Here is a 26,005-nt window from a genome sequence, read left to right as displayed (position 1 = left end):
TGTCGTCCTTTTACTTATCTTGTGGGTATACGTAATCTAACCAGCCCCACTTATCTTCCGTGGTGCCATTGAATAGGCCAAAGTAGGCTTCCTGCATTGCCTTGGTGATTGGGCCGCGTTTACCTGAACCAACGGTGATTTTATCAACGCTACGTACCGGAACAATTTCAGCAGCCGTACCGGTCATGAAAATTTCGTCAGCAAGGTAAAGGGCTTCTCGAGCGATGTTGACTTCACGAACTTCATACCCTTGTTCCTTAGCGAGCGTCATTATGGAATCACGGGTGATGCCGGGGAGGATGGAGCTCGTCGTTGGCGGGGTAAGAATAACGCCATTTTTGATGACGAAAATATTTTCGCCAGCCCCTTCTGACAGGTAGCCATCCACGCTTAAGGCAATACCTTCGGCGTAGCCATGACGTCGCGCTTCACCACCAACCAGTAGAGAGGATAAGTAGTTACCCCCGGCTTTTGCTGCTGTTGGAATGGTATTCGGCGCTGCACGATGCCAGCTAGAGATCATCGCATCAACGCCATTTTCTAGCGCTTCTTCGCCGAGATAAGCGCCCCAAGGGAAAGCGGCGATGATCAGATCCATTTCTGTGTCGTTAGGAGGGCAAACACCTAGCCCGACATTCCCCACAAACGCTAATGGGCGAATATAAGCATTATCGAGTTTATTCATGCGAAGTGTTTCACGTGTCGCTTCCATGATCTCTTCTATTGAGTAAGGGATAGGAAAACGATAGATTTTTGCAGAATCCGCTAAGCGCTGAGCATGTTCACGATGGCGGAAAATGATCGGACCTTTTGGAGTGTTATAACAACGTACTCCTTCAAACACAGAGGTGCCATAGTGCATCGCATGGGTTAATACGTGAACGGTCGCATTTTCCCATGGCATCATTTCACCATTGAACCAAATATACTCTGCAGTTTTTGTTGCCATGTTTGCCTTCCTTAAGCACAAATTTTTTGTTGTAAATTGTTATTGGGCAATTCGTTACTGTTGATGGTGGTGACGTCAACAGAACGAACGTCCCATAATTTTTCAATCTGATTGGTCAACGTAGTGATTGGCCGATCACTATCGACAATGATCTCTACGCTGGCGATATGGCTTTCGTGGTTTTGCGTTGCGGCCACTTGTTTAATGATAAATCCACGATGGCGAACCACACGCAGTACTCGCTCTAGCAATACGGGTTTATCATCGGCTTTGATATCCAGTAAGTATCTTTGCATAGTGAGTCTCCTAGGTGTTTTCTAACATATCGTTGTTGGACGCACCCGGTGGAACCAGTGGCCAGACGTTTTCTTCTTCATCAATCAAAACATGCAATAAATAGGCAGTTTTGCTTGCCAGCATCTCTTTAAGTGCAGGTTCAACTTCTTCTTTTTTGGTGATGGTTTTACCCGGAATATCGAACGCTTGAGCCAGCATTACGAAATCAGGATTGTCATCCAAAATCGTTTCACTGTGTCGACCATCAAAAAAGAGGGACTGCCATTGACGTACCATACCTAATCGCTGGTTATTAAGCAGCACCATTTTGACCGGGATCTGGCGGCGTTTGAGGGTTCCTAGTTCTTGAACGTTCATCATAAAAGATCCATCACCAGAAATAAGGATAGATTGATCGTCTGGGCGAGCGACGGATGCTCCCATGGCTGCTGGTAATCCAAATCCCATGGTGCCTAACCCCGCCGATGAGATGAAGTTTTGAGGTGCTCTGGGTTGGATATGTTGGGCGGCCCACATTTGGTGTTGACCTACATCGGTCGACACGATAGCGGAGTCCGGCATCATATCGGAAAGCTGTTTTAGGAGCAGAGGCGCATAAATGGCGTCTCCGGGATGGTCATATCGCCACTTAAACCCTTGACGTAAACTTTCACTATGGTGAGCCCAAGGCGTGAGATCTTGGCTAGTTTCTAGCTGTGGCAGAATAACGTTAATATCACCGCGTAAGGCCGCATTAGCACAACGCAACTTGTTAAATTCAGCGGCATCAATATCAATATGGATCACCTGAGCATGAGGGGCAAAGGTGTCTAGCTTTCCTGTCACTCGGTCATCGAATCGAGCCCCGACGACGATCAGAAGATCGCTCTCTTGAACCACTAAGTTTGCCGCTTTTGTGCCATGCATGCCAAGCATGCCCAGATAGTGAGGATCATGGCGCTCAATGGTTCCCAGACCTTTTAAGGTGCTCACTGAAGGCATGGGATTTAGGCGTAAAAATTCGCGCACGGTCTCAGTCGCTTTTGCGAGTTGGACACCACCACCTACATAAAGAACCGGACGTTTGGCTTGGGCGAGTAATTGCTGAGCTTTGCTTAATTGTTCAGGGTCGACCTGTGGAATCGCTGGTGGCGTAAAATTGGGCAGGATAGAAACCGGTGCTTGACCTAACTGAACATCTTTAGCGATATCAACGATAACTGGCCCAGGACGTCCGGTTTTAGCCACTTCAAAAGCTTCGGCTAAAGTGGGTGCAAGTTCATTAATATCGGTAACGAGGTAGCTGTGTTTGGTACACGCCAGAGACATACCAATCACATCCATTTCTTGGAAAGCATCTGTGCCAATATGAGAGCTGGCGACTTGGCCGGTAATGGCAACCAAAGGAACGGAATCTAAAAAAGCATCGGCCAGTCCGGTGACGAGGTTGGTGGCTCCCGGGCCTGAGGTAGCCATACAAACCGCCACTTCTTGTGTTGCTCTGGCCATTCCAATGGCTGCCATTGCGGCCCCTTGTTCATGGCGGCATAGGATATGTTCGACCCCACCATCATACAGCGCATCATAAATAGGCATGATTGCACCACCCGGATAACCAAAAATGGTTTTGATTCCCTGCTGTTTTAATGCGGCTACGACTAGTTGTGCTCCTGTCATCGTAAACCTCCCTGTCGGCAACCGATGTTGCCGTCATTGGTTATATTTTTTATGCACGTCATGTGCGGCTCCCCATTCTTCCTGTTATGTAATGTTCAAAAAATAAAACGACATGGCTTTTTTATTCACAATAGTTGTAAAAAAACCCCCGGACTTTTCAGTGCGGGGGTTTTTTTGAATCTGTGTGTTATTTTGCGCCCACAAGCCCCCGCGCGGTCCGAATAATGACCACGATAAGCAGGCTAATCAGTGAGTTAAAGTGAGCGCTTAAATTCATCATATCTGTTCTATTTGTTGTCGTACTATGGTGCGAAATTGTTTGCGTCTCTAGTGGTATCACACATCTCTGTTACATGACAAGCAAAAACTCATTCTTTTTTCACATTCTTTTACTGTTCTTAGCCGCTATATCTCTTCTAGGGCCTGAATTTTCTTTATCTGGCTTGTTGAATTTTTTATTGTGATACCTAAGGAAAGTGATGGGACTTGCGATTATCCATAGTCGAGCCAGCATAGGGGTTCAAGCACCAGCGGTGACCGTTGAGGTTCATATCAGTAATGGTATGCCCGGATTTAATCTGGTTGGTCTACCGGAAACTACGGTGAAAGAGTCACGGGATCGAGTGCGTAGCGCCATCATTAATTCTCGCTTTGAATTTCCTGCCAAACGAATTACCGTAAATTTAGCGCCAGCAGATCTACCAAAAGAAGGTGGGCGGTTTGATCTGCCGATCGCATTAGGTATTTTAGCCGCTTCAGAACAATTACCTCTTAATCATCTTGAGCGTTATGAATTTATTGGTGAACTGGCTTTATCCGGTGAAATTCGGCGGGTGAAAGGGGTTTTACCCGCCGCTTTGGCCGCTCACAAAGCCAAACGTAGTTTAGTGGTGCCACAAGAGAATGGCGATCAGGCTGCGCTGGTCAGTGAGGGCTTGCATAGATCGGCACAGACACTCATTGAGGTTTGTGCCGATCTGTGTGGTCAGAAAAACTTGACGCTTTTTCAAAGTAATAAACAGCATCAACCGTTGAATCATCAACGCGATCTACAAGATATTATTGGTCAGCAACAAGGGAAGCGTGCATTAGAAATTGCGGCGGCAGGGAGCCATAACTTATTGTTTCTTGGCCCGCCAGGGACCGGTAAAACCATGTTAGCGTCACGCTTGTGTGATTTATTACCCGAAATGAGCGATGAAGAGGCGATGGAAACGGCATCGGTTGCTTCGCTCACCGAGCAAGATATTAACCAGCATAATTGGAAGTTGCGCCCTTTTCGTTCGCCTCATCACTCGAGTTCGATGGCTGCACTGGTGGGTGGGGGGACGATTCCAAGGCCGGGAGAAATCTCTCTGGCACACAATGGTTTGCTTTTTTTAGATGAAATGCCAGAGTTTGAGCGTAAAGTGCTCGATTCGCTTCGAGAGCCTCTTGAATCGGGAGAGATTATTATTTCTCGGGCACAGGGTAAAACGCGTTTTCCGGCTCGCTTTCAATTGGTGGGGGCGCTTAATCCGAGCCCGACAGGCTACTATGAAGGTAATCAGGCTCGGGTGAATCCTCAGGTTATTTTGCGTTATTTAAGCCGATTATCAGGTCCACTATTGGATAGATTTGATATGTCGATAGAGATTCCAGCTTTGCCGAAAGGAACCTTATCTCAAGGGGGGGATCGAGGTGAGAATACAGAGACAGTTCGTCAACGTGTGTTGGTGGCGAGAGAGCGAATGATAGCGAGAAGCGGTAAGGTCAATGCTTTATTACAGAGTCGTGAAATAGAGACGTATTGCCGACTGCATAAAGCAGATGCGGAATTTTTAGAAAGTGCCTTACATCGCTTAGGGTTATCAATACGAGCTTATCATCGCATCATTAAAGTGGCACGGACCATCGCAGATTTACAAGGAGAAGTGGATATTCAGCGGACCCATTTGGCTGAAGCTTTAGGTTATCGTTCTATGGATAGGCTACTGAAACAATTATCTGCTCAGGCTGTGTTCTAACATTGATCGTATTTTGATGGTGTAGATTTTTCTTCTTATCTAGCCGTGACTTCAATATTCTGGTTATTTTTTGCTATCTATCAACGATAAAAAAGGAGCATTGCGATCCTTTTTTATCGTTGATTATTCACGTCATCGATTATTTACTTAACAGGTGGTTGATGAGCTCAAAATATTCATCTATGGTTTTGATGCCTTGAGCTTGCACCAAGTAACGGTTATTAACGATAACCGCAGGAACCCCAGTTAGCCCGCTATCTTGGAACTGTTTATCAAATCGGCGAACCATGGAATCGGCGGCAAATCCGTTGAAGGCGGCATCAAATTGAGCCCCATCAATTCCCTCATCAATAAAAATTTGACGCAGTTCTTGATCTGTTTTAGGTGCTTTTCGTTGATTATGGATACGGTTAAACATTACTGGCACCATTTGTTCTTCAACATTGAGCGCGAGCATCGTTGCGTAAGCTTTACTCATTGATTTACCCATTTTGCCACCCATAAATGAAACATGGTTTTTTTGTAGGGTAACCTTTTCAGGAAGTTGGGCTTTTAATTGTTTAATCACGGGCTCAAAAGAGTAGCAGTGTGGGCAATAAAAAGAGAAGTATTCACTCACACTCGGTTGGCTTGAATGAGGGAGATCGAGCACTTTATAGTGAACACCTTCTTTAAATTGAGCGGCCTGTACAGAAAGGCTTAGCATTAGGGTTGCAACCAGTGCAAACAACTTTTTCATATTAACTCCATAATTCTCTTTTGAGGCGGTTTACCAAGTGGGCGTGAGTGATAGTGCTGGCTCTTGTAATGCGGCAAGCTGTTCTTTAAAGGCCAGCACCTGACCTTCCCAATATTTTGGATCATTAAACCAAGGGAAAGCAAGTGGAAATGCGGGATCGTTCCAACGTTTTGCCAACCAAGCCATATAATGCACCATGCGTAGACCACGCAGTGGTTCAATTAGTTTCAATTGATTGGGGTTAAAATCGCAAAACTCTTGATAACCTTCAAGCAGAATATCTAATTGGATCAACTTCTCTTGTCGATCTCCACTTAATAACATCCATAAATCTTGAATAGCTGGGCCATTACGAGCATCGTCTAAGTCAACAAACATGGGGCCATCTCGCCATAAAATATTACCCGGATGGCAATCACCGTGTAAGCGAATGAGATTATCAGTGGGTTGCCAGCACTGTTCAAGGTGAGAGATCAGCAGGTTGAGATCGTTAAAAAATGCATTTTCTAAGTGCGAGGGAATAAAAGAAGCGTGTTCGAGAATCTTTCTCGGTTGGTAGAGGTATTCTTCTAAACCAAGCGTTGGACGGTGGACAAAAGGTTGGATTGCTCCAACTTTATGAATGCGACCAAGAAAGCGGCCGACCCATTCTAGTTGTTGTTCATTATCCACTTCAAACTGACGTCCCCCCATGCTATTAAATAGGGCAAAATAGTAACCTTGATAATCATGTAAGCTCGATCCATTGATGACCAGAGGGGGAGCCAGTGGAATTTCAGCGTCCTCAAGCTCCAGTGCAAAGTCATGTTCTTCTTGAATTTGTTCCTTACTCCAACGCTGTGGCCGATAGAACTTGACGACAAACCGGCGGTGTTGCTCATCACTAAACTGATAGACACGATTTTCGTAGCTATTGAGCGCCAAGAAGCCAGATTCAGCACGAATACCGATACTTTCTAACGCATACCAGATTAAATCAGGGGTCAGAGCATCAAAGTGAAAGGTTGCTTGAGACATTGTTTTAAAAGGGCTTATTGCTAAGCCCTTTGCCATAGTGTACGAAGGTTAAAGGGGTTTTATAAACCGACTCTCTACCTCGGTAGAAAAAGATTGACTGTCGCTGAGTATAAACTGAATTGTGGTGACCGTTGAGGGAAGATTCTCAGGAGCCACCCCCAGACTAAGAGGAACATTGACCATTTCTCCTGGTTTGACGTTAACCTGTTGTCGTCCATACCAAGAGACATCCACTAAACCGCTTACCTGTAAATGATAGGTCTGGGGTTGCTGGGTCTTATTGATGATCTTCAAGGTGTAAGTATTTTCTATCTCATGGTTGTTATTGGTTCTAAATAGTTGGTTTCGATCTCTGATCACGGTTAACCCAGCGGGGTCAACACTGGTAACCTGTACAAAGAATAACCCAAGCATCAAGAGTAATGCACCCGCGTAGCCCAATAATTTCGGGCGTATTACTTTCGTTTTATTCCCTGCTAAACGATGTTCGGTCGTATAGCTAATGAGCCCTTTTTCATAGCCCATTTTTTCCATGGTGGTGTCACAGGCATCAATACAAGCCCCACAGTTGATACACTCATATTGTAAGCCATTGCGGATATCAATTCCGGTGGGGCAAACCTGTACACATAAATCGCAGTCAATACAGTCACCGAGCCCTAACGCTTTTGGATCTGACTTTCGTGAGCGAGGGCCTCGTTGTTCTCCACGTTTTGAATTATAGCCCACAATAAAGGTGTCTTTATCAAACATGGCGGACTGAAAACGGGCGTAAGGACACATATGAATGCACATAATTGAGCGCATCCAACCCGCATTTCCATAAGTACAAAGAGCAAAAAACCAGACCCAAAAAAGCGCCCAGAAAGAAGCTTCTAACGTGAAAAAATCAATGACGAGATCTCGGATAGGGACAAAATAGCCAACGAAGGTAAATCCGGTTGCCAGAGCAATGGCAAACCATGCGAGATGTTTGATGGTTTTTCGTAGTGCTAAGTGAGCGGTGAGTTTGTTTGAATCTTGCTTGCGGCGTTTATTAGCACCACCTTCGAGCTTTTCTTCAAACCAGATATACATAAAAGTCCACACCGTTTGTGGACAGAGATAACCACACCAGACTCTGCCTAAAAAAGTGGTGAGGAAGAATAATCCAAAAGCGGCAATCATAAACAAGAGAGCAAGCAGTGTCAGATCTTGTGGATAAAGTGTCGTGCCAAAGAAATTAAACTGTTGTTGGCTAAGATCAAACAGAATAGCTTGGCGTTCACCGTAAGAGAGCCATGGAATCAATGCAAAAAGTAACAATAAAAACCAACCGCCATAACGGCGTAATCGTTGGTAGGTTCCTTTACTTTCCCGTACGTAAATACGATGACTTGGGTTAAAGCGATCGCCTTGCTGGTCTTTTGGTGTGATCTCTTTAACGTCAATTTTATCTTGACTCATACCCCATCCTTTTTTGGTGACATGGTGCAACTTCTTATGTTTACACTCTTTAACATTGCAGCTTCACTGAGCAGTGTATGGGAATAAGGTGTGAAATTATAGCATTGGTAACGTTTTTGTTTCTTTAACGCAATCAAGATTTAACAATAAAAGGGGGGGGAGATTGAGCGGTGCGCAGGAAGGGATAAAAAGCAGCCGATGGCTGCTTAAAAGGGATTACTTAATAATACCTCGTGCTCGTAAAATGGCACTTTTAAAATCATCTTCATAATCTTTTTTAATACCGGGAATAACCGCCTCTTTACTGCTATTACGCATTTTAAGATGATAAATCAGCACGTCATCGGTGAGTGCTTCTAATGCTCCTTTATACCCAGCTTCTTGAGCTAATTGAGCAATAAACTGGACTAAATTGAGTTCTGACGCTTTTTGCCATTCCGGTTCTAATAGCGCAAGTAACTCTTCAATTCGATGGCATTGCATCGCTTTCTCCCTATTCTTGTAATGGTTTTTTGATAAAGATAGCAAATTGAATAGAGAATACCAATAACCTCCTAGTTTCTGGAATACTTAGGTTCGGACTTGGTGGAATGGATGGATTTAGCTTCTTTTGTTCGCAAGGGAGTGTGGTAAAGAAAAAAGCGCAGTTTAAACTGCGCTTTTTAACTTAAGCGGCTTTAACCACTTTTGTTTCTGGCGATGCGATTAACGCATTTTTTTCCACAAGAGTGGAGGCAGACGCGATTTTTTTTGCAATCGGAGCAGTAGCAAAACCACTACGACGGCGCATTGCACTACGGTTCGTGTGCGAAAACCTGACAGTTGTTGGGCGCATTCATTTACCTAACGGTCAGGCACATCCATTGCCGATGTTATGGCCTAAATAACTATGAGTTAATCTTCACACGCTCTGCGGCGAAGGAGTGCTCATTCTGGCGATGCCAATCCAAATAGTTATTTAGGAATAATGATATGCTTGCATATCGTAGATAGACTAACATTAACCGAGTCATTGATCGATAGTTAAACCGTCTTTCTGTTAAATAAGTGAAGAAATTGTGTGAAAGTGTCGCTGGTGGTGTTGTCTTTTACGATGATGGATGAGAAAAAAACGGAGTGAGGAGGGAACCTATGTCATTGCTCAAGAAAACCTTAGCCAGCTTTGGTATTGGCTCAGCAAAAGTCGATTCGGTATTACATCAGGAGGTTCTTTTTCCCGGGCAGAGTGTCAAAGTGACTATTCATGTTTATGGTGGCTCCTCTGAGCAATGGGTTGATAATATCGAACTGAAGTTGTGCTGCCGATATATTGCTGAAGCGCCACAGGAAAGGGGCCAACCATCTGGTCATCCTTTACGACGTATTCCTCAAACTCATGTTCTGGCTCATTGGTCTTTACCTTACGCTTTTACGATTAGTACTGGGGAGACGCGTGATTTTGACATTGAACTACAGGTGCCGTGGAATACGCCGGTTACGATTGGTGACTCGCAAGTTTGGCTAGATACGGGGCTGGCGGTCGCGCTCGCTCGAGATCCTAGTGATAAAGATACGTTAACAGTTAGGCCTGAACCTTTAATGGAAGGCATTTTTACCGCTTTAGAGCAGCAAGGTTTACGTTTACGTCAGGTTGAGTGTGAGGCGGCCGAAGGGTTTGAATCTCCTTTTGTGCAAGAATTTGAATTTGTTCCCATCGATGGCCCATTTCATGGACGTTGGCGAGAATTAGAGATCGTCGCTTATCGGGATCGGCACTCGTTACAACTGTGGTTTGAAATTGACCGTTATCAGCGTGGCGCAACAGGAATGCTCGCTAATCTATTGGGAACGGGACAGCTTACTAGGCAACTGACCTTAAGTTCAACTTTGTCTCCTCAGCAAGCGGGAGAAAAAGTATTGGCGTTTTTAGATTCAGCCACTTAATTAGAATTTACACTTTTCAGCTTACACGTGTAAGTTTGATGTGCCATACTGAGGGCTACGAGATGACTCAATATGGGCACCATTATGTCTTCCAGTCAATACAGCACAAAAGAAGAAATTGCGAATGCCATCAGTCATGGTATTGGGTTGCTATTAGGCATTATCGGCTTAGTGTTGCTATTAATAAAAGCGGTTGATCATCGAGCCGATCTTCTCACAATTACCAGCATGGGCCTTTATGGTGGGAGTGTTATTCTCTTATTTTTGGCTTCGACACTTTATCACTCCATTTCTCAACAACGGGTTAAACATTGGCTTAAGGTCTTTGATCATTGTGCCATTTATTTGCTCATTGCTGGGAGCTATACGCCATTTTTGTTGGTCAGCTTACGTACGCCGTTGGCGATTAGTTTGATGATGGTGATTTGGTCTATCGCTTTGTTCGGCATCATTATGAAAGTTGCCTTTATGTCTCGCTTTAAGAAATTCTCACTAGTGAGTTATCTTGTGATGGGGTGGTTATCGCTCATTGTGATCTATCAGCTTGTTCTTCATCTTGATGTGGGTGGGGTGACCTTATTAGCGCTCGGTGGAATTGTGTATTCGCTTGGGGTGATTTTCTATGTTGCAAAACGCATCCCTTACAATCATGCGATTTGGCATGGATTCGTGTTAGCGGGATGCGTATGTCATTTTCTGGCAATCTACTGGTATGTTGAACCGATGTAATTTATCGAGTTTCTAGCTGAGAAATGGTGACCATTAGCTGATAACGTTCCGCAAAAGGAACATCAACTTCAATCGCTTTACCTGCTACCGATGATTTGGGGCGAAGGTAGGTGTCAGCCATGCGTTTGATCGATTGCCAGATGGTGACAGTTTGTTGAGTCAGCTCAACCCCTTGTTCGTCCCAAATGGTTACCGCTAGGCGAATATTAATTACCGATTGGGTGCTTTGGTTCGTGATCGCTGTGGGTAAAATAAGTTTTCCATCACGATAACGGGCACTGCCGAATACGATGTCTATTCCGGACTCACTGATCTGTAAGCTAGGTTTATGGTCATTAAGTTCCACCTTATATCGTTTCGTGGTGATCAGCGGTGCCGCAGTTGGCTGGATTGAGGTTGACTCTGGGGTTGTTCTTAAGGCCAAATAATGCCAAGTAAAGTCATCATTTAGCTGAATTTGGCGACCATCTTTGAGCGTCACCACTTCTGCGGCTGTGACGAGAGGAAACCAGCAGGCCAGAATTATTGAAAGTAGGTATTTCATGTTTCTCCTTAGCGTCGCCAAAAAGCGGGGAAAAATAGCACTAAAATGGTAAGAATTTCGAGTCGCCCCATCAGCATGCCTAAACTGAGTATCCATTTAGCTGCATCTGGTAGGGGAGCAAAATTACCAGATGGTCCTATCACGCTGCCAATTCCCGGTCCTACGTTTGCCACTGCGGTAATCGCACCTGAAATACTGGTGATGGGATCAAGCCCCATGGCGGAGAGTGAGCCCGCAATCACAATAATAGTAATAAAAAACGTTAATCCAAAAGCGATGACCGAGCGAACAATATCTTCATTAACAGGGCGTTGATTATAACGCTGTACAAACACACCTGAAGGATGAATCAGTTTCATCATTTGCTTATTGAGCAAGGCAAAGCCAATTTGGAAGCGAAAGACTTTAATCCCGCCGGAGGTTGAACCTGAACAAGCACCAGACATCATCAAGAAAGCAAATAATGTCGTGGGCAGGGCACCCCATGCGGTAAAGTCATCTAAGCCGAATCCGGTTGTGGTGACAACGGAGACGATGTTAAACATGGAAACCCGTAGTGCATCCAATACCGAATAATCATTATGAAGCGTCAGCCATACCGCAACCACTCCGCTGGTAATCATGAAAAGTAGGAAAAACCCTTTCACTTGCGCATCGGTTAATAATTCTTGAATACGACGTTTTCGTAACGCAGAAACGAAGAGTAGAAAAGGCAGCCCACCTAAAAACATAAAGAGCGTCGCTACCCAATGGGCTCCGTTTGAGAAATGGTTCATCGAACCATCAGAGGTTGAGTATCCGCCAGTGGATAGGGTGGTAAAAGCGTGATTAATGGCATCAAAAAGGCCCATGCCTGTGAGCATATAACCAACAATACACATCCCCGTTAAAATGAGATACACAGCCACAATGTTTTTGGCAACCGTTTTGGCTCGTGGGCTGCTTTTGTCAGACCAATCGGATGATTCAGTTTGGAATAGTTTCATGCCGCCCACGTTCAACATGGGCAAGACTGCCACGGCCATCACAATAAAGCCGACCCCTCCTAACCATTGTAAAATAGAGCGCCAGAGTAAAATGCTAGGAGCCATATCATCTAACCCACTCAATACTGTTGAACCTGTTGTGGTGATACCAGACATCGTTTCAAAATAAGCATCGGTAAAACTGATGTGGTTGATGAAGACAAAAGGCAGGGCAGCAAAAGCACTGGCAATGGTCCAGACCAAACTGGTGATGAGGAACATATCCCGCACGTTGAGGCGAAAGGTTGCGGTTCGTCCCAGCGTTAAACAGAAAAAGGCCATTATGTGTGTGATGATAACGGCTTGGGCGAATTCGATGAACCCCTCGGTGCCGCTGACAAAGGCAACCAAGGTGGGGATGTACATGAATAGGGCGAGTTTAGACAGCACTAGCCCGATAACGAATAAGATTGGGCGTATATTCAGCATAACGCCAGTTACCTATAAGAAAAAGGGGCTTGGCTGGAATAAGCTTTCCACGTCAGGCACGTATTTTTTATCAACTAAGAACATCACAACGTGGTCGTCTTGTTCAATAATGGTTCTATCATGAGCAATCAGCACTTCTTCACCGCGCACGATTGCACCAATGGTGGCACCTGGTGGGAGTTTGATTTCTCCCACGGTTCGTCCTACCACTTTGGATGTTGTTTCATCGCCATGGGCAATGGCTTCGATCGCTTCTGCTGCTCCACGACGTAGCGATGACACGTTGACAATGTCAGCACGACGAACATGAGTAAGCAATGCCGAAATGGTGGCTTGTTGTGGCGAAATGGCTACGTCAATTACTCCACCTTGAACAAGGTCAACATAGGCACTGCGTTGGATCAGTACCATCACTTTTTTCGCGCCCATACGTTTAGCAAGCATGGCCGACATAATATTGGTTTCATCTTCATTGGTGAGTGCAATGAACACATCAACTTGATCAATATTTTCTTCAGAAAGCAGTTCTTGATCGGCAGCATCACCACAAAAAACAATGGTGTTTTCTAACTCTTCAGAAAGTTGTTCGGCTCGTTGGTAATCACGTTCAATGAGCTTCACGCTATAGGTATGCTCTAAACGTTTCGCTAAACTGGAGCCAATATTGCCACCGCCTACAATCATGAGACGACGATACGGTTTTTCTAGCCGCTGTAATTCACTCATGACTGAGCGAATATGGTTACTAGCAGCAACAAAAAATACCTCATCATCGGCTTCAATAATGGTGGTGCCTTGTGGACGAATGGGGCGACCTTGGCGGAATATGGCAGCAACACGGGTATCAATATGTGGCATGTGTTCACGTAGGGCGGATAACGCATTCCCAACCAAAGGTCCGCCATAGTAGGCTTTAACGGCCACCAAACTCACTTTTTCCTGCGCAAAACTTACCACTTGCAGTGCGCCAGGATATTGCACTAAACGCTCGATATAGCTAGTGACTAACTCTTCAGGGGCGATTAGGTGATCAACAGGAACAGCACCAGATTGAAATAAGGCTTCTTTTTCTTGCAAATATTCAGGGGAACGAATACGAGCCACTCGGTTCGGGGTATTAAAAAGGGTAAAGGCCACTTGGCATGCGGCCATGTTGGTTTCATCGGTATTGGTTACTGCAACCAACATATCCGCGTCTTGTGCACCTGCTTCCCTTAATACATTGGGATGGCTTGCGTGACCATTAACTACTCGTAAGTCGTATTTATCTTGTAACTCACGTAACCGTTCTGAACTTTTATCGACAACGGTAATGTCGTTGTTCTCACCGACTAAGTTCTCAGCGAGTGTGCCCCCAACTTGCCCGGCACCAAGAATGATGATTTTCATACCTTGTACTCTTATTATTCACCCATCAACCGCCAATGAAATCTGGTTGATAATGTGCAGACTCTATGATGCTTGTTTGTGGAGAACGGCGTAGTAAAAACCGTCCATATCTTCTTCGCCCGGTAATATTTGTCTTCCCGGTTGGCTGGGATCCGATCCTACTAATTGTGCATTGGTGGTCCGCGCTAAAAATGCTTTTATCTGCTCGCTGTTTTCTTGTGGTGTAATCGAACAGGTGGCATAAACCATAGTGCCACCGACTTTTAACTGTTTCCACATCGCATCCAGAATTTCACTTTGTAATTGAGCCAATGCCTCAATATCGCTCCCACGACGTAGCCACTTAATATCAGGATGACGACGAATGACACCCGTTGCTGAGCAAGGAGCATCAAGCAAAATACGATCAAATTGCTCTCCTTGCCACCACTCTTCGGGGTAGCGAGCGTCACCACAAATCACATCGGCACGCAATTGCAGTCGCTCTAGATTGTCATAGACTCTTTCAAGACGTTTTGGATCACTATCGATTGCCACCACTTCAGTATCTTTAGTATGTTCTAAAATGTGTGCGGTTTTACCCCCTGGCGCGGCGCAGCAATCTAAAATCAACTCCCCTTCTTGAGGCTGTAAGTAGTCAACGGCTAGTTGGGCGGCGGCATCTTGTACAGACACCCACCCTTTATCAAAACCAGGCAATACGCTGACATCGCAAGGAGAGGCTAATTTTATGGCGTCAGAGGCTTGAGTGTGCACGGTGAATTCAATGTTTTCATTTTCTAGCAGTGTAAGATATTCATCTCTGGTGTGATATTGGCGGTTAACACGTAGCCACATGGGAGCTTTACTGTTATTGGCTTCAATAATCTGTTCCCATTGCTGTCGATACGCTTCTTGTAATAGCTTGAGTAACCAACTGGGATGGCCATATTTACCCGCATTATGACTAACGGAGATGGCATCTAACGTTTCCTGATCTCGTAAATAGCTGCGTAAAACGGCATTAATTAAGCCGCTTAAGTTACTTCCTCGCAGTGTTTTTGTTCCTTCAACCGTCTCGGCAACCGCAGCATGGGAGGGAATGCGCATAAAACTGAGTTGGTAAATACCCACTAAAATAAGATGGTGAAAAACGCGTTTCTTACCTTTTAATGGGTTATCCATTAGTTCATTGGCAATGGATTCTAAGCGTGGTAAATAACGCAATGCGCCATAGCAAATTTCTTGTAAAAGCGCATAGTCTCTTGGACGAATCGTTTTCTGTGCCGCTGGAAGAGCGTGCGAAAGAGAGTGGCCTTTATCAACCACTTGAAACAATACATTGGCTGCCGCAGCGCGAACATTCATGAGCAATACCGAATTGAAAATAAAAATAATGAGGGCATCTCTGCCCTCGTTAAGGTTTAACTGAGTTGGCTACCAACTTCAAACCAACTTGCACGAGCATTGAGAATATCCTGCACTGGCATGGCTTTTTTTCCAGGTACTTGCAATTGTTCAAGAACCAGTAAGCCGTTGCCTGTGGCAACATAAATGCCGGATTTGTCTGCTTGAATAATCGTCCCCGGTGCTTGATCACAAGCTCGAGGATCTACTCGGCTTTGCCATACTTTTATCGTATTGTCAGCGACACCGAAATGACTCATGGGCCAAGGGTTAAAAGCACGTACGCAGCGTTCGATACAGGCGGCTTCTTGTGTCCAATCGATTTTCGCTTCTTCTTTACTCAGTTTCTGGGCGTAATTGGCTTTGTCATCATCTTGCTTGACTGGTTGAGTCGTACCGTTGGCAATATCCGTAAGGCAGTCAATCAATGCGTGTGGACCTAGCGCCGCTAATTTTTCGTACATAGAAGCACTGGTGTCTGTCTCTGAGATAGGCAGGGTCGCAATTTTTAACATATCCCCCGTATCAAGGCCGACATCCATTTGCATAATTGTGACCCCTGTTTCTTGGTCTCCCGCCCAGATTGAGCGTTGAATCGGAGCCGCTCCACGCCAGCGGGGCAAAATAGAGCCGTGTACGTTAATGCACCCCAATTTAGGGAGGTCGAGCACCGCCTTTGGTAATAATAGCCCATAAGCGACGACCACCATTAAGTCAGCATTGAGCTCAGCAAATTGTTGCTTGGCTTCATCAGACTTAAAATTTTCAGGTTGATAGACTGGAATATGATGTTCAATCGCAATCTGTTTTACCGGGCTAGCCGTCAACTTCTTTCCTCGCCCTGCAGGGCGATCTGGTTGAGTATAGACCGCAATCACTTCGTGCTCCGAAGACAACAACGCCGCCAAATGACGGGCGGCGAAATCCGGAGTACCTGCAAAGACAATACGTAATGATTGGCTCAAGGTAACCTCTCTATTCGAGTTATTGATTTTTCTCGTTGAAACGCTTAATTTTTTCCAACTTCTCTTTGATGCGTTTGCGCTTTAATGGCGACAAATAGTCGACAAACAGTTTGCCTTCTAAGTGATCAAGCTCATGTTGAACACAAATGGCCAGCAAATCATCGGCATCAAAGGTGAACTCTTCACCTTCTCGGTTGAGCGCTTTCACTGTGACCTCTGCTGCTCGAGGCACAAGAGCCCGCGCGCCAGGGACAGATAAACACCCTTCTTCAATACCGTCTTCACCACGCTTTTCTAAAATTTGTGGATTGATCAGGACCATAGGTTGATCGCGGGTTTCTGAAATATCAATCACCACGATGCGTTGATGGATATCTACTTGTGTTGCCGCCAAACCAATGCCTTCTTCGTCATACATGGTGTCTAACATGTCATCGACGATTTTTTGAATTTCAGGCGTGACTTTGTCGACCGGCTTAGCAACGGTGCGAAGACGATCATCTGGAAATGTTAATACTTGTAATACAGACATATACACTCGAAATATTGAACTGTGCCGAAACAGCTTAATGCTGGTTGGCTCAATTCTAGACATTTTATGACCTAAATGACAGCATCGAGCAACATTTATAGCAAACCCTCTGTTATCTACCGGCCAAGGAAGCAAGGTCATGAACGTATTTATTCGTTACTATCGCCGAACAGCACTTACCTTCAGTATGCTGTTTATCTCTCTCAGTGCTCATGTTTCAGCCTTGGCTAGTGAGCCTACGGTTTTGGCTGTGAAGAGGGATGCACCGAAAACGTACATTGTGGTGAAAGGCGATACCTTATGGGATATTTCAGCGCTATATCTTGATAGCCCTTGGTTATGGCCAAGACTTTGGCAAGTGAATCCAGAAATAGACAACCCTCACCTTATTTATCCGGGAGATAAACTAACACTCGTGTGGCGCGACGGGCAACCCGTGTTAAGTTTGAAACCTATGGTTAAGTTAAGCCCAAAAGTACGCTTACAGGAAAAGCAATCATTACCAACAGTTGAAGAGGGATTATTGCTGCCTTATTTATTGTCGGATCGTCTGATTGAAGAGACAGAAATTGCACAAAGCCCACGCGTGTTAGGTTCGAACGATGGGCGGCAGTATTTAACCAAACAAGATACGGTCTATATTTCTGGAGAGTCTAGCCATGCTCAATGGGGGCTTTACCGTCCAATGAACTCATTTGAGCGTGGTGATAAGAGAATGGTTGCACTGCGTTTATTAGCGACGGCTGAGCGATTGGAAAGTCAAGAACAAGTCACCGCACTTTCCATTCATCAATTCGCGCAAGAAATCATGGTCAATGATCTCGCTCTCGCTGAAGTGGGATTGAATCAACTGAATTTATCCACCTCTTTCTTTCCTAGGCCTGCGCCACAGGGAGTTCAAGCAACCATTTTAGGGACGCTGGAAGGAAGTCAATATGCAGCAAAAAATCAGGTTGTTGTAATTGATCACGGTAAAGATGATGGATTGATGCAAGGCAGTATGTTTGAGCTGTACCAACAGGGTGCAACCGTTTATCAAGATAAAGAAGGATATAGCTACAAGTCGAATCGTGGAGAACCGATTAATCTACCACAACGCAAAGTGGGTACCTTAATGGTCATTCGTCCTTATGATGCATTTAGCCTAGCTTTAGTGACGAACAGTGAGGCACCGATTGATCACACTGTATTGGTATTCTCTCCTATTCACGATGAAGAGATTGCTTCCTCGGTTGCTTCTGTTCCGTAAATTGATTTGGCGAAATCAATGCAACACAAAGATCTCTGTGCCTGGCTCGCTTTAAGCTTTACACCGAAGCTAACGCAGAAGATGATTACGCGATTGTTGAGCTTAGACTCTCTGGCAAACATGTTCGATTATTCCTCTCAGCAGTGGTTAGCTTTAGGACTGAAGCCAGATCAAGTGGATTATTTGATGCATCAGGCTAAGCGAGAGGTTGAAGCTTGTTTAGAGTGGCAATCGAAAGAGGCTGGGCGACATATTATTGCTCTGTATGATGATTCGCGCTATCCCCCTTTATTGCGTGAGGTCGCATCTCCACCGAAAGTCTTGTTTGTAGAAGGGCGATGTTCGACTCTTGTGAACCCACAAATTGCGATTGTCGGTAGTCGAGATGCAACGATAGATAGTCGGTACATTGCCCAACATTTTGCTTCGCAATTAGTGGAACATGACCTCACGGTTACCAGTGGGCTTGCTCTAGGAATTGACGGTTATGCGCACGATGGGGCTCTAAAAGCGTCAGGGTCAACCATTGCGGTTTTAGGTTCGGGGCTCGAATGTATTTATCCGACGAGGCATCAATCCTTAGCTGAGCGAATAAAAGCCGATGGAGCTTTAGTCTCTGAATTTCGTCCTAATACAAAACCAAGGCCAGAATATTTCCCGCGGCGTAACCGTATTATTAGTGGCTTATCATTAGGGGTCTTAGTGGTTGAAGCCGCTGAAAAAAGCGGTTCACTGATTACTGCTCGCTATGCTTTGGAGCAAGGACGAGACGTTTTTGTGGTTCCAGGCCCAATACATATCACCAATTTTCAGGGGAGTAACCGTCTTATTCAGCAGGGAGCTTGTCTTGTTCAAACGGTGGACGATATTCTCGCTGAAATCACTTTGCTGACTCATTGGTCACAAAAATCTGCCATTTCCGCTCAAGAAGACCTTTTTTCTCCATCAAATGGTCAAGAAGAATTGCCATTTCCCGAGCTGTTAGCTAACGTAGGAGTAGAAGCGACACCCGTTGATATTCTTGCACAGCGGACCCATATCCCTGTACAAGAAGTCATGATGCAGCTCTTAGAGCTTGAGCTTTTAGGGCACGTTGTTGCAGTTTCCGGTGGCTATATTCGTAAGGGGAGGGGCAAGCTATGATGGATATTTTGATGTATCTGTTTGAAACGTATATCCATAGCGATGCTGAGTTGCAAGTGGATCAAGATGAGCTTGAAGATGAGTTACTTCGAGCGGGATTTCACCAGAAAGAGATTTATAAAGCCCTCCATTGGTTAGAAGAGCTGGCTGCATTGCAACAAAGTGATGCGCATTCAGCGATGGCAACCTGTGCAGCGACTTCAATGCGGGTATATACAGCTCAAGAGATGGAGCGGCTCGATCTTGAAGCACGTGGTTTTTTGTTGTTTCTTGAGCAAATTCAGGTATTAACGTCAGAAACTCGTGAGATGGTGATCGATCGAGTGATGGGATTAGAAACCAATGAGTTTGAATTAGATGATCTCAAATGGATTATTCTGATGGTGCTGTTTAATGTCCCTGGCAATGAGAATGCTTATACCTTGATGGAAGAGCTTCTGTACAGTAAAGAACAGGGTATTTTGCATTAATTGATATGAGCAATAAAATTGATCCTACTTTATTTTCTGCTCATGAGCAGGCGTTAACTCATGAGCCTTGTCCTTTGTGCGGTGGGGAGTTACAGCTTCGCCGCGCTAAGCATGGTCCTTTTCTAGGTTGTAGCCATTATCCACAATGCGACTATATAAAACCGCTTCATCAGAATGATGGTCATATCATTAAAGAGTTAGGCGTTCCTTGTCCGGAATGTGGGCATGAGCTAGTACTTAGGCAGGGGCGGTTTGGCATGTTTATTGGTTGTAGCTCTTACCCAGATTGCCGGCATATTGAATCGCTAGATAACGATGAACAAAATCAGAAATCGGAGTCGTTACTCACTTGTCCGGAATGCCATAAAGGGCATTTAGTTGAGCGAAAATCCCGTTTTGGTAAAACCTTCTATGCGTGCGATGCTTTTCCTAAATGTAAGTATGCGCTTAATCAACCCCCTGCTGCTGGGGTATGTGAGCGGTGCGGTTTTCCATTATTAATGGAAAAAAAATTGGCAAGTGGAACTAAATATCAATGTGCAGATAAGAAGTGTGCTCATCTCCAAAATGATTAACGACGCAATAAAGCGTCGTTAATTTTTTTAGGGCAATCGCTAGATAGCGAAAAACCCATTTGTGTTAAACAGAAGAGCTACGTTTTTGTAGGGCAGGGAAGCAGATGGGGTCGAGTATGGTCGCTAATTGATTTAGTTTACGATCGAGCTCCCCAGAATAATCGGCGGTGACATTAATGTGTCCCATTTTTCTTCCTGCGCGTTTCTCTTTTCCATACCAATGAATATGGCAGCCTTCCATCGCCAGCAGTTCATTAGGCAAGCTATCTTCACCGAGAATATTGATCATGGCGGTTTCTCGAACCAACTTAGTGCTACCTAAAGGTAAACCGCAGACAGCACGCAGGTGATTCTCAAATTGACAGACTTCGGCACCCTGTTGAGTCCAGTGACCCGAGTTATGTACCCGTGGCGCAATTTCATTGACCAACAAGCTTCCCTGCATATCAAAAAACTCTAAGGCCAGAACACCGATATAGTCGAGATTTTCAGCAACCGCTTTAAACATCACTTGTGCTTGTGCTTGCAATTGAGGGGCATCAATGGCAGTTGATAAGCTCAATACCCCATCAACATGAATATTTTCAGCAAGAGGGTAAACGGCAATATTCCCATCTCGACCACGAGCGCCAACTAAGGAGACTTCTCGATCAAAGGGAATAAACTGTTCGGCGACAATGGCTTGATTTTCGGCGCTGGCTAAACATTGTGCCATTTCAGCCCAAATACGCTCGACATCATCACTGGCTTTCAAGCGCCATTGACCTTTACCATCGTAGCCGCCTAAGGCGCTTTTCAACACCATCGGCAGACCGATTTTTTCAATGGCAGTAGCAAAGTCTTGGCGGTTATTGATGACAGCGTAAGGTGCATTTCGTACACCCGCTTGATCCAGTAAGGCTTTCTCAAGGCGACGATCCCCTCCTGCCTTAATCGCTTCAGTGGTGGGCTGGAATTTACCACTCTGCTCACAGACGGCGAGTACATCATGAGGAATATGTTCAAACTCAGCGGTGATGATGTCAGCTTGCTCAATCGCTTGTGGTAAACCGTGTCCGATTATCGTTTGTGTTAATGGGTGGACAACATGGTTACTGGTTACATCAAAGGCTGAAAGTGTGATGTTCAGTGGCGCTCCAGCGAGAGACATCATGCGGGCGAGTTGACCCGAACCTAACACCAATACATGCATGAATTATTCCTCGGCTGGGTTAGGGTTAGCGAGTACCGCTTGGGTTTGTGCCGCACGAAAGGCTTCTACCTTTGCCATGACACTTTCATCATGAGTGCCGATGATTTGTGCCGCTAGTAGACCAGCATTAGCGGCTCCAGCTTCACCAATAGCCAGTGTGCCGACCGCAATGCCTTTTGGCATTTGGACAATTGAATAGAGAGAGTCTAACCCCGAAAGTGCGCGTGACTGAACGGGTACACCCAAGACAGGAAGAGCGGTAAAGGCTGCAGCCATACCGGGTAAGTGAGCGGCGCCTCCGGCTCCAGCAATAATCACTTTTAATCCACGCTCTTTGGCACTGGAGGCATAATCTGCTAACAAATGAGGCGTTCGATGGGCAGAAACGACTTTAGTCTCGTAAGCGATGCCAAACTGATCAAGCATCTCTGCTGCCAGTTTCATGGTTGGCCAGTCTGATTTTGAACCCATGATAATGCCGACTTTCATCTCAAATTCCTTTAAGCTTGGTAGTTAGGTGAGTGAGCTTGTGCGCATTATACGAGGAGTTTTTTTTGCAAGCAAACGTTTGCGTAAAAGAGAAAAGATATTGACATAATTTATGCTTAATTTGCTTTAGCGCTCTGGCTTGATAATTTGTAAACTTAGGCTCAAGTGAAACCCCCTGCGACTTTTAGGAATACACGTTGGATAATTTTGAACAGATATTACACTCCTTGCGTACTGGTGAAGTGATTGCTTACCCAACCGAAGGCGTGTTTGGGGTTGGTTGTGATCCTGATAATCCTCAAGCGGTTGAGAAATTACTGCAATTAAAGCAGCGTTCGGTAGATAAAGGCTTAATTTTAATTGCCGCTAGCTATGAACAACTTCTTCCATATATTGATGAAAGCCAACTCACGTATGAACAACTGATGGCGGTTAAATTGACTTGGCCCGGCCCAGTGACTTGGATTATGCCAGCCAGTTCACAAGTCTCGAAATGGGTAAGTGGTCAGTTTGATACGATTGCAGTACGAGTCACGGATCATCCCTTAGTACAAAAACTATGCCTTGCTTATGGGAAGCCTATTACCTCAACCAGTGCCAACTTATCTGGTCTTCCCTCCTGTATGACGACTGAAGAGGTGATACAACAGTTCGGTGATCAACTACCGGCTGTGTTACATGGGAAAACAGGGGGAAGAAATAAGCCAAGTGAAATTCGAGATGCCAAAACTCAGCAAGTACTGAGACAAGGATGATCTGGAGTAAAGGAATAAGATAATGTCGACAATTGATAAGCAAGCGGTGAAAGACTTTTTGCTCCACCTTCAAGAGACGATTTGCCAACAATTGGAAACTGTGGATGGAAAGGCTACTTTTGTTGAAGATGAATGGTATCGTGAACCCGGAGAGCGATTAGGTGGTGGTGGTCGGACTCGAGTGATGCGTTATGGCCTAGTCTTTGAGCAGGGGGGAGTCAATTTTTCTCATGTCACAGGTCAACAGATGCCTGCTTCTGCAACCGCTCATCGGCCAGAGTTAGCGGGGCGTCAGTTTGAGGCGATGGGGGTATCACTTGTGATGCATCCGCATAACCCTTACGTTCCTACCTCTCATGCGAATGTGCGTTTTTTTATTGCAGAAAAAGAGGGGGAAGCACCGATATGGTGGTTCGGCGGTGGTTTTGATTTAACCCCGTATTATCCGTTTGCAGAAGATTGTCGAGAGTGGCATCAGGTGGCCAAAAGGCTCTGTGAGCCGTTTGGCTCACAGGTTTACGGTGAGCATAAAGCTTGGTGTGATACTTATTTTTATCTGCCACATCGTGAAGAAACACGAGGGGTAGGCGGACTGTTTTTTGATGACCTCAATCACTGGGGCTTTGAGCGCTGCTTTGACTATATCAAAGCCGTGGGTGAGGGGTATACTCAAGCCTACCTACCCATTGTTGAGCGTCGTAAACAGACCTTATATGGCGAACGTGAACGACAATTTCAACTTTATCGACGTGGTCGTTACGTTGAATTTAACTTAGTTTTTGACCGTGGAACACTGTTTGGTCTACAAAGTGGCGGACGGACGGAGTCTATCTTGATGTCGATGCCACCATTGGCACGCTGGGAGTATGACTATCAGCCTGAGAAAGGAAGTGCTGAAGCGAAGCTTAGTGAGTTTTTAGTCCCGAAAGAGTGGTGACAGAAAACAGACCCAATGATACGGTCTCAGCAGAGACCTTTGCGAAATAGGCTAGAATATGGATTTTCATAACGATCATTATGCTGTGTTTGGTAACCCTATCGGACACAGTAAATCCCCTTTCATTCATACGTTGTTTGCTCGTCAAACCAATCAGAAGATGATCTATACTGCCGAACTGGCTCCAGTGGATGGCTTTCAAGCCGCAGTGCAGCAATTTTTTTCACAAGGTGGAAAAGGGTGCAATGTTACAGTTCCTTTTAAGGAAGCGGCTTACCAGTTTGCCGATCGTCTGACTGAGCGTGCTCAACTGGCTGGAGCAGTTAATACTCTAAAAAAGCTCGATGATGGAGATGTGATTGGAGACAATACTGATGGTGAAGGGTTAGTCCAAGATTTATTACAAAATCAGGTCATTCTTGATGGCGCTCGTATCTTACTGATTGGCGCGGGGGGGGCGGCTCGTGGCGTAATAAAACCTTTGTTAGATCAACACCCTTCTCGTATTACCATTACCAACCGCACATTCAGTAAAGCCGAGCAGTTAGCAGCAAACTTTGCGCCATTTGGTTCTGTTGATGCGCAAGCGATGAACGAAATCAACCACAGCTTTGATATTATCATCAACTCTACCTCGGCAAGCTTAGCGGGAGAATTGCCCAAACTACCGTCAACCATTTTTACTCACACCAGTGTGGCTTATGACATGATGTATGGTAAAGGGGAAACTATTTTCAACCAGTGGGCGTTAGAGCAAGGTGCGGCTAATGCTTATGATGGGTTAGGTATGTTGGTGGCTCAAGCCGCTGAAAGCTTTATGCTCTGGCGAGGGCTACGTCCGGGAACAAGACAGATTTTGCGAGAACTTAGAAAAAATCTAGCGGGAGAGATATGAATCAGTCGATTCTTTTTCCAGATATTCAGCATTGGAATGAAAAGCTGCACGTTATCGAGTTTCCAGCCCAGCAAGGCGGGGCTCTTATTTCTTGTCAGATCTCTATTCAACAATTAATTCAATATTCTGGACAAGCCATCAATAGCCCAGAACAAGCTCTTGCGGTATTCGATACAGTACGTTTTGATCTCGAAGAGCTTGCTGAAGCGTTGATTGAGGAAGAAGCCTTTAATCAATATGGTAATGTAGAGGTGATCAGTTGATCACCTCTACATCATTGAGATAATCATTCTTGGTCTGTACATAGTTGTCTGCGGATTTGACTAAAAATGCACGTTCTTTATCTGTCAATGGACGAACCTGTTTAGCGGGGCTCCCAACATAGAGATAGCCACTTTCTAAAACTTTACCGGGTGGGACTAAACTACCCGCGCCAATCATTACATCACTACTAATCACAGCACCATCCAATACAATGGAACCCATCCCAATTAATACTCGATCCTGAATCGTACAGCCATGAAGCATGACTTTATGCCCAACCGTAACTTCATTGCCGATCAACAATGGATAGCCATTTGGATTCTCACTATTTTTATGTGTGACATGGAGTACGCTTCCATCTTGGATATTAGAACGATTTCCAATACAGATGTGGTTTACATCACCACGAGCAGCCACTAAAGGCCAAATACTCGCATCATCACCGATCGTGATATCGCCGACGAGAACACTAGATGGGTCAATATAAACACGGGAAGCTATCTGGGGAGATGCACCTTTATAACAACGAATCGAGCTCATTATTTCTCCTAATCTATTTTTATGTCGTTATTCTCAGCTAAGTGTAACCCGAATTAAGTGATAAAAGATGTGCTTTGGGTAAAAAATACGCAGTCGAAAGGAATGCATAAAAAAACACTTGCCAATGTGATGTCGATCTCTATAATGCCGCCTCGCTGTCACGGGAAAGTGCCTCAGTGCCAACCCAAACAGCAGGTAATTTTACAAGGGTAACACCTCAAAAATAAACGTAAAAAAGTGTTTGACACCGACGTTTATCTCGCTAAAATTACCGCCTCTTCCGATACGGTGTAAGCCAAACGGTAAGAACGCTCTTTAACAATTTAAACCAATCAATCTGTGTGGGCACTCGTTGATGATAATCAAAAAGATTTATCGATGAACTGAGTGACCAATCAGAATCAAGTTTACTTGATTTTGGCACAGTCAATTCATTATCGTTCTGTTGGAACGATAATAGCTTT

General features: G+C 45.0%; 28 protein-coding genes. 11 read left to right on the top strand and 17 right to left on the bottom strand.

Annotated elements, in window-relative coordinates; all coding sequences use genetic code 11:
- Positions 1 to 10: 10 nt before the first annotated feature.
- The 3 genes from ilvE to ilvG are packed head-to-tail and all read right to left on the bottom strand — an operon-like array spanning position 11 to position 2,902.
- Complete coding sequence (gene ilvE / locus B5D54_RS15565; protein WP_078927474.1) at positions 11 to 949, bottom strand: branched-chain-amino-acid transaminase; 939 nt, start codon at positions 947 to 949, stop codon at positions 11 to 13.
- 11 nt (positions 950 to 960) lie between these two features.
- Positions 961 to 1,245, bottom strand: a complete 285-nt coding sequence (gene ilvM / locus B5D54_RS15560; RefSeq protein ID WP_078927473.1) for an acetolactate synthase 2 small subunit — start codon at positions 1,243 to 1,245, stop codon at positions 961 to 963.
- Positions 1,246 to 1,255: 10 nt separating this feature from the next.
- Positions 1,256 to 2,902 carry an acetolactate synthase 2 catalytic subunit gene (gene ilvG / locus B5D54_RS15555; RefSeq protein WP_078927472.1) on the bottom strand — a complete coding sequence of 549 codons (1,647 nt, stop codon included), beginning with the start codon at positions 2,900 to 2,902 and terminating at the stop codon, positions 1,256 to 1,258.
- 479 nt (positions 2,903 to 3,381) lie between these two features.
- Here ilvG and B5D54_RS15550 point away from each other — a divergent pair, with 479 nt between their 5' ends.
- Positions 3,382 to 4,908, top strand: coding sequence for a YifB family Mg chelatase-like AAA ATPase (locus B5D54_RS15550; protein WP_078927471.1), 1,527 nt, complete (start codon positions 3,382 to 3,384; stop codon positions 4,906 to 4,908).
- 139 nt (positions 4,909 to 5,047) lie between these two features.
- Here B5D54_RS15550 and B5D54_RS15545 read toward each other — a convergent pair whose 3' ends face one another.
- The 5 genes from B5D54_RS15545 to B5D54_RS16980 form a co-directional block, all read right to left on the bottom strand.
- Positions 5,048 to 5,647 (bottom strand): thiol:disulfide interchange protein DsbA/DsbL, encoded by a 600-nt coding sequence (locus B5D54_RS15545; RefSeq protein ID WP_078927470.1) that lies wholly within the window; start codon positions 5,645 to 5,647, stop codon positions 5,048 to 5,050.
- Between the two features lie 30 nt (positions 5,648 to 5,677).
- On the bottom strand, positions 5,678 to 6,664 hold the full coding sequence (locus B5D54_RS15540) for a serine/threonine protein kinase (RefSeq protein ID WP_078927485.1): 987 nt from the start codon (positions 6,662 to 6,664) through the stop codon (positions 5,678 to 5,680).
- A gap of 48 nt (positions 6,665 to 6,712) precedes the next feature.
- Positions 6,713 to 8,110: a cytochrome c oxidase accessory protein CcoG gene (gene ccoG / locus B5D54_RS15535; RefSeq protein WP_078927469.1), complete on the bottom strand. Its 1,398-nt coding sequence runs from the start codon at positions 8,108 to 8,110 to the stop codon at positions 6,713 to 6,715.
- 216 nt (positions 8,111 to 8,326) lie between these two features.
- Positions 8,327 to 8,593, bottom strand: a complete 267-nt coding sequence (locus B5D54_RS15530) for a YihD family protein (protein WP_078927468.1) — start codon at positions 8,591 to 8,593, stop codon at positions 8,327 to 8,329.
- Between the two features lie 184 nt (positions 8,594 to 8,777).
- Positions 8,778 to 8,945: a hypothetical protein gene (locus B5D54_RS16980; protein WP_115174042.1), complete on the bottom strand. Its 168-nt coding sequence runs from the start codon at positions 8,943 to 8,945 to the stop codon at positions 8,778 to 8,780.
- Between the two features lie 296 nt (positions 8,946 to 9,241).
- Here B5D54_RS16980 and B5D54_RS15525 point away from each other — a divergent pair, with 296 nt between their 5' ends.
- Together B5D54_RS15525 and trhA are read left to right on the top strand one after the other, a co-directional pair.
- Positions 9,242 to 10,033 (top strand): sporulation protein, encoded by a 792-nt coding sequence (locus B5D54_RS15525; protein ID WP_078927467.1) that lies wholly within the window; start codon positions 9,242 to 9,244, stop codon positions 10,031 to 10,033.
- An 84-nt stretch (positions 10,034 to 10,117) separates the two neighbouring features.
- On the top strand, positions 10,118 to 10,762 hold the full coding sequence (trhA, locus tag B5D54_RS15520; protein WP_078927484.1) for a PAQR family membrane homeostasis protein TrhA: 645 nt from the start codon (positions 10,118 to 10,120) through the stop codon (positions 10,760 to 10,762).
- Between the two features lies 1 nt (position 10,763).
- On the opposite strand, the gene B5D54_RS15515 is transcribed toward trhA, so the two are convergent.
- Genes B5D54_RS15515 through def form a run of 6 tightly spaced genes read right to left on the bottom strand, consistent with a single transcriptional unit; the run spans position 10,764 to position 17,032 of the window.
- Positions 10,764 to 11,306, bottom strand: coding sequence for a DUF3157 family protein (locus tag B5D54_RS15515; RefSeq protein WP_078927466.1), 543 nt, complete (start codon positions 11,304 to 11,306; stop codon positions 10,764 to 10,766).
- A gap of 8 nt (positions 11,307 to 11,314) precedes the next feature.
- Positions 11,315 to 12,760, bottom strand: coding sequence for a TrkH family potassium uptake protein (locus B5D54_RS15510; protein ID WP_078927465.1), 1,446 nt, complete (start codon positions 12,758 to 12,760; stop codon positions 11,315 to 11,317).
- A 12-nt stretch (positions 12,761 to 12,772) separates the two neighbouring features.
- Complete coding sequence (gene trkA / locus B5D54_RS15505; protein WP_303046253.1) at positions 12,773 to 14,164, bottom strand: Trk system potassium transporter TrkA; 1,392 nt, start codon at positions 14,162 to 14,164, stop codon at positions 12,773 to 12,775.
- Between the two features lie 48 nt (positions 14,165 to 14,212).
- On the bottom strand, positions 14,213 to 15,496 hold the full coding sequence (gene rsmB / locus B5D54_RS15500; protein WP_078927463.1) for a 16S rRNA (cytosine(967)-C(5))-methyltransferase RsmB: 1,284 nt from the start codon (positions 15,494 to 15,496) through the stop codon (positions 14,213 to 14,215).
- A 56-nt stretch (positions 15,497 to 15,552) separates the two neighbouring features.
- Complete coding sequence (gene fmt / locus B5D54_RS15495; RefSeq protein WP_078927462.1) at positions 15,553 to 16,500, bottom strand: methionyl-tRNA formyltransferase; 948 nt, start codon at positions 16,498 to 16,500, stop codon at positions 15,553 to 15,555.
- 19 nt (positions 16,501 to 16,519) lie between these two features.
- A complete protein-coding gene (gene def / locus B5D54_RS15490; protein WP_206752144.1) occupies positions 16,520 to 17,032 on the bottom strand; it encodes a peptide deformylase in 513 nt (170 codons plus the stop codon).
- Between the two features lie 139 nt (positions 17,033 to 17,171).
- On the opposite strand from def, the gene B5D54_RS15485 reads away from it, so the two are divergent.
- From B5D54_RS15485 to B5D54_RS15470, 4 genes are read left to right on the top strand one after another with little or no spacing between them, the layout of a single operon-like run.
- The gene (locus B5D54_RS15485; protein ID WP_078927461.1) at positions 17,172 to 18,281 is read left to right on the top strand and encodes a LysM peptidoglycan-binding domain-containing protein; all 1,110 of its coding nucleotides are present in this window, start codon (positions 17,172 to 17,174) and stop codon (positions 18,279 to 18,281) included.
- An 18-nt stretch (positions 18,282 to 18,299) separates the two neighbouring features.
- Positions 18,300 to 19,424, top strand: a complete 1,125-nt coding sequence (gene dprA / locus B5D54_RS15480; RefSeq protein WP_078927460.1) for a DNA-processing protein DprA — start codon at positions 18,300 to 18,302, stop codon at positions 19,422 to 19,424.
- A complete protein-coding gene (locus tag B5D54_RS15475; protein WP_078927459.1) occupies positions 19,421 to 19,894 on the top strand; it encodes a DUF494 family protein in 474 nt (157 codons plus the stop codon). Before dprA ends, B5D54_RS15475 begins: the two co-directional genes overlap by 4 nt.
- A 5-nt stretch (positions 19,895 to 19,899) precedes the next feature.
- Positions 19,900 to 20,469: a DNA topoisomerase family protein gene (locus B5D54_RS15470; RefSeq protein WP_078927458.1), complete on the top strand. Its 570-nt coding sequence runs from the start codon at positions 19,900 to 19,902 to the stop codon at positions 20,467 to 20,469.
- 64 nt (positions 20,470 to 20,533) lie between these two features.
- On the opposite strand, the gene B5D54_RS15465 is transcribed toward B5D54_RS15470, so the two are convergent.
- Both B5D54_RS15465 and purE read right to left on the bottom strand, forming a co-directional pair.
- A complete protein-coding gene (locus tag B5D54_RS15465; RefSeq protein WP_078927457.1) occupies positions 20,534 to 21,661 on the bottom strand; it encodes a 5-(carboxyamino)imidazole ribonucleotide synthase in 1,128 nt (375 codons plus the stop codon).
- Between the two features lie 3 nt (positions 21,662 to 21,664).
- A complete protein-coding gene (purE, locus tag B5D54_RS15460; RefSeq protein ID WP_078927456.1) occupies positions 21,665 to 22,150 on the bottom strand; it encodes a 5-(carboxyamino)imidazole ribonucleotide mutase in 486 nt (161 codons plus the stop codon).
- Between the two features lie 197 nt (positions 22,151 to 22,347).
- Here purE and tsaC point away from each other — a divergent pair, with 197 nt between their 5' ends.
- Genes tsaC through B5D54_RS15440 form a run of 4 tightly spaced genes read left to right on the top strand, consistent with a single transcriptional unit; the run spans position 22,348 to position 25,000 of the window.
- On the top strand, positions 22,348 to 22,905 hold the full coding sequence (gene tsaC / locus B5D54_RS15455; protein ID WP_078927455.1) for an L-threonylcarbamoyladenylate synthase type 1 TsaC: 558 nt from the start codon (positions 22,348 to 22,350) through the stop codon (positions 22,903 to 22,905).
- Between the two features lie 22 nt (positions 22,906 to 22,927).
- Positions 22,928 to 23,842 carry an oxygen-dependent coproporphyrinogen oxidase gene (hemF, locus tag B5D54_RS15450; RefSeq protein ID WP_078927454.1) on the top strand — a complete coding sequence of 305 codons (915 nt, stop codon included), beginning with the start codon at positions 22,928 to 22,930 and terminating at the stop codon, positions 23,840 to 23,842.
- 58 nt (positions 23,843 to 23,900) lie between these two features.
- Complete coding sequence (aroE, locus tag B5D54_RS15445) at positions 23,901 to 24,737, top strand: shikimate dehydrogenase (RefSeq protein WP_078927453.1); 837 nt, start codon at positions 23,901 to 23,903, stop codon at positions 24,735 to 24,737.
- Positions 24,734 to 25,000 (top strand): DUF1488 family protein, encoded by a 267-nt coding sequence (locus tag B5D54_RS15440; protein WP_078927452.1) that lies wholly within the window; start codon positions 24,734 to 24,736, stop codon positions 24,998 to 25,000. The genes aroE and B5D54_RS15440 overlap by 4 nt, the downstream gene beginning before the upstream one ends.
- Here B5D54_RS15440 and B5D54_RS15435 read toward each other — a convergent pair.
- Positions 24,993 to 25,541, bottom strand: a complete 549-nt coding sequence (locus tag B5D54_RS15435) for a gamma carbonic anhydrase family protein (protein ID WP_078927451.1) — start codon at positions 25,539 to 25,541, stop codon at positions 24,993 to 24,995. The genes B5D54_RS15440 and B5D54_RS15435 overlap by 8 nt on opposite strands.
- Between the last annotated feature and the right edge of the window lie 464 nt (positions 25,542 to 26,005).

The organism is Vibrio cincinnatiensis DSM 19608 (assembly GCF_900167345.1).
Taxonomy (GTDB): domain Bacteria; phylum Pseudomonadota; class Gammaproteobacteria; order Enterobacterales; family Vibrionaceae; genus Vibrio; species Vibrio cincinnatiensis.
This window is presented reverse-complemented; position numbering and strand designations above follow the sequence as displayed.

What these genes read in the sequence shown, in the direction of transcription:
- B5D54_RS15515 (WP_078927466.1), bottom strand. Translation starts at nt 11,306, where the DNA reads ATGAAATACCTACTTTCAATAATTCTGGCCTGCTGGTTTCCTCTCGTC.
- purE (WP_078927456.1), bottom strand. Translation starts at nt 22,150, where the DNA reads ATGAAAGTCGGCATTATCATGGGTTCAAAATCAGACTGGCCAACCATG.
- B5D54_RS15550 (WP_078927471.1), top strand. Translation starts at nt 3,382, where the DNA reads ATGGGACTTGCGATTATCCATAGTCGAGCCAGCATAGGGGTTCAAGCA.
- B5D54_RS15545 (WP_078927470.1), bottom strand. Translation starts at nt 5,647, where the DNA reads ATGAAAAAGTTGTTTGCACTGGTTGCAACCCTAATGCTAAGCCTTTCT.
- aroE (WP_078927453.1), top strand. Translation starts at nt 23,901, where the DNA reads ATGGATTTTCATAACGATCATTATGCTGTGTTTGGTAACCCTATCGGA.
- hemF (WP_078927454.1), top strand. Translation starts at nt 22,928, where the DNA reads ATGTCGACAATTGATAAGCAAGCGGTGAAAGACTTTTTGCTCCACCTT.
- ilvG (WP_078927472.1), bottom strand. Translation starts at nt 2,902, where the DNA reads ATGACAGGAGCACAACTAGTCGTAGCCGCATTAAAACAGCAGGGAATC.
- B5D54_RS15440 (WP_078927452.1), top strand. Translation starts at nt 24,734, where the DNA reads ATGAATCAGTCGATTCTTTTTCCAGATATTCAGCATTGGAATGAAAAG.
- def (WP_206752144.1), bottom strand. Translation starts at nt 17,032, where the DNA reads ATGTCTGTATTACAAGTATTAACATTTCCAGATGATCGTCTTCGCACC.
- B5D54_RS15435 (WP_078927451.1), bottom strand. Translation starts at nt 25,541, where the DNA reads ATGAGCTCGATTCGTTGTTATAAAGGTGCATCTCCCCAGATAGCTTCC.
- B5D54_RS16980 (WP_115174042.1), bottom strand. Translation starts at nt 8,945, where the DNA reads ATGCGCCCAACAACTGTCAGGTTTTCGCACACGAACCGTAGTGCAATG.
- rsmB (WP_078927463.1), bottom strand. Translation starts at nt 15,496, where the DNA reads ATGAATGTTCGCGCTGCGGCAGCCAATGTATTGTTTCAAGTGGTTGAT.
- ilvE (WP_078927474.1), bottom strand. Translation starts at nt 949, where the DNA reads ATGGCAACAAAAACTGCAGAGTATATTTGGTTCAATGGTGAAATGATG.
- B5D54_RS15475 (WP_078927459.1), top strand. Translation starts at nt 19,421, where the DNA reads ATGATGGATATTTTGATGTATCTGTTTGAAACGTATATCCATAGCGAT.
- trhA (WP_078927484.1), top strand. Translation starts at nt 10,118, where the DNA reads ATGTCTTCCAGTCAATACAGCACAAAAGAAGAAATTGCGAATGCCATC.
- dprA (WP_078927460.1), top strand. Translation starts at nt 18,300, where the DNA reads ATGCAACACAAAGATCTCTGTGCCTGGCTCGCTTTAAGCTTTACACCG.
- B5D54_RS15485 (WP_078927461.1), top strand. Translation starts at nt 17,172, where the DNA reads ATGAACGTATTTATTCGTTACTATCGCCGAACAGCACTTACCTTCAGT.
- B5D54_RS15465 (WP_078927457.1), bottom strand. Translation starts at nt 21,661, where the DNA reads ATGCATGTATTGGTGTTAGGTTCGGGTCAACTCGCCCGCATGATGTCT.
- B5D54_RS15470 (WP_078927458.1), top strand. Translation starts at nt 19,900, where the DNA reads ATGAGCAATAAAATTGATCCTACTTTATTTTCTGCTCATGAGCAGGCG.
- B5D54_RS15530 (WP_078927468.1), bottom strand. Translation starts at nt 8,593, where the DNA reads ATGCAATGCCATCGAATTGAAGAGTTACTTGCGCTATTAGAACCGGAA.
- ccoG (WP_078927469.1), bottom strand. Translation starts at nt 8,110, where the DNA reads ATGAGTCAAGATAAAATTGACGTTAAAGAGATCACACCAAAAGACCAG.
- ilvM (WP_078927473.1), bottom strand. Translation starts at nt 1,245, where the DNA reads ATGCAAAGATACTTACTGGATATCAAAGCCGATGATAAACCCGTATTG.
- B5D54_RS15525 (WP_078927467.1), top strand. Translation starts at nt 9,242, where the DNA reads ATGTCATTGCTCAAGAAAACCTTAGCCAGCTTTGGTATTGGCTCAGCA.
- B5D54_RS15540 (WP_078927485.1), bottom strand. Translation starts at nt 6,664, where the DNA reads ATGTCTCAAGCAACCTTTCACTTTGATGCTCTGACCCCTGATTTAATC.
- B5D54_RS15510 (WP_078927465.1), bottom strand. Translation starts at nt 12,760, where the DNA reads ATGCTGAATATACGCCCAATCTTATTCGTTATCGGGCTAGTGCTGTCT.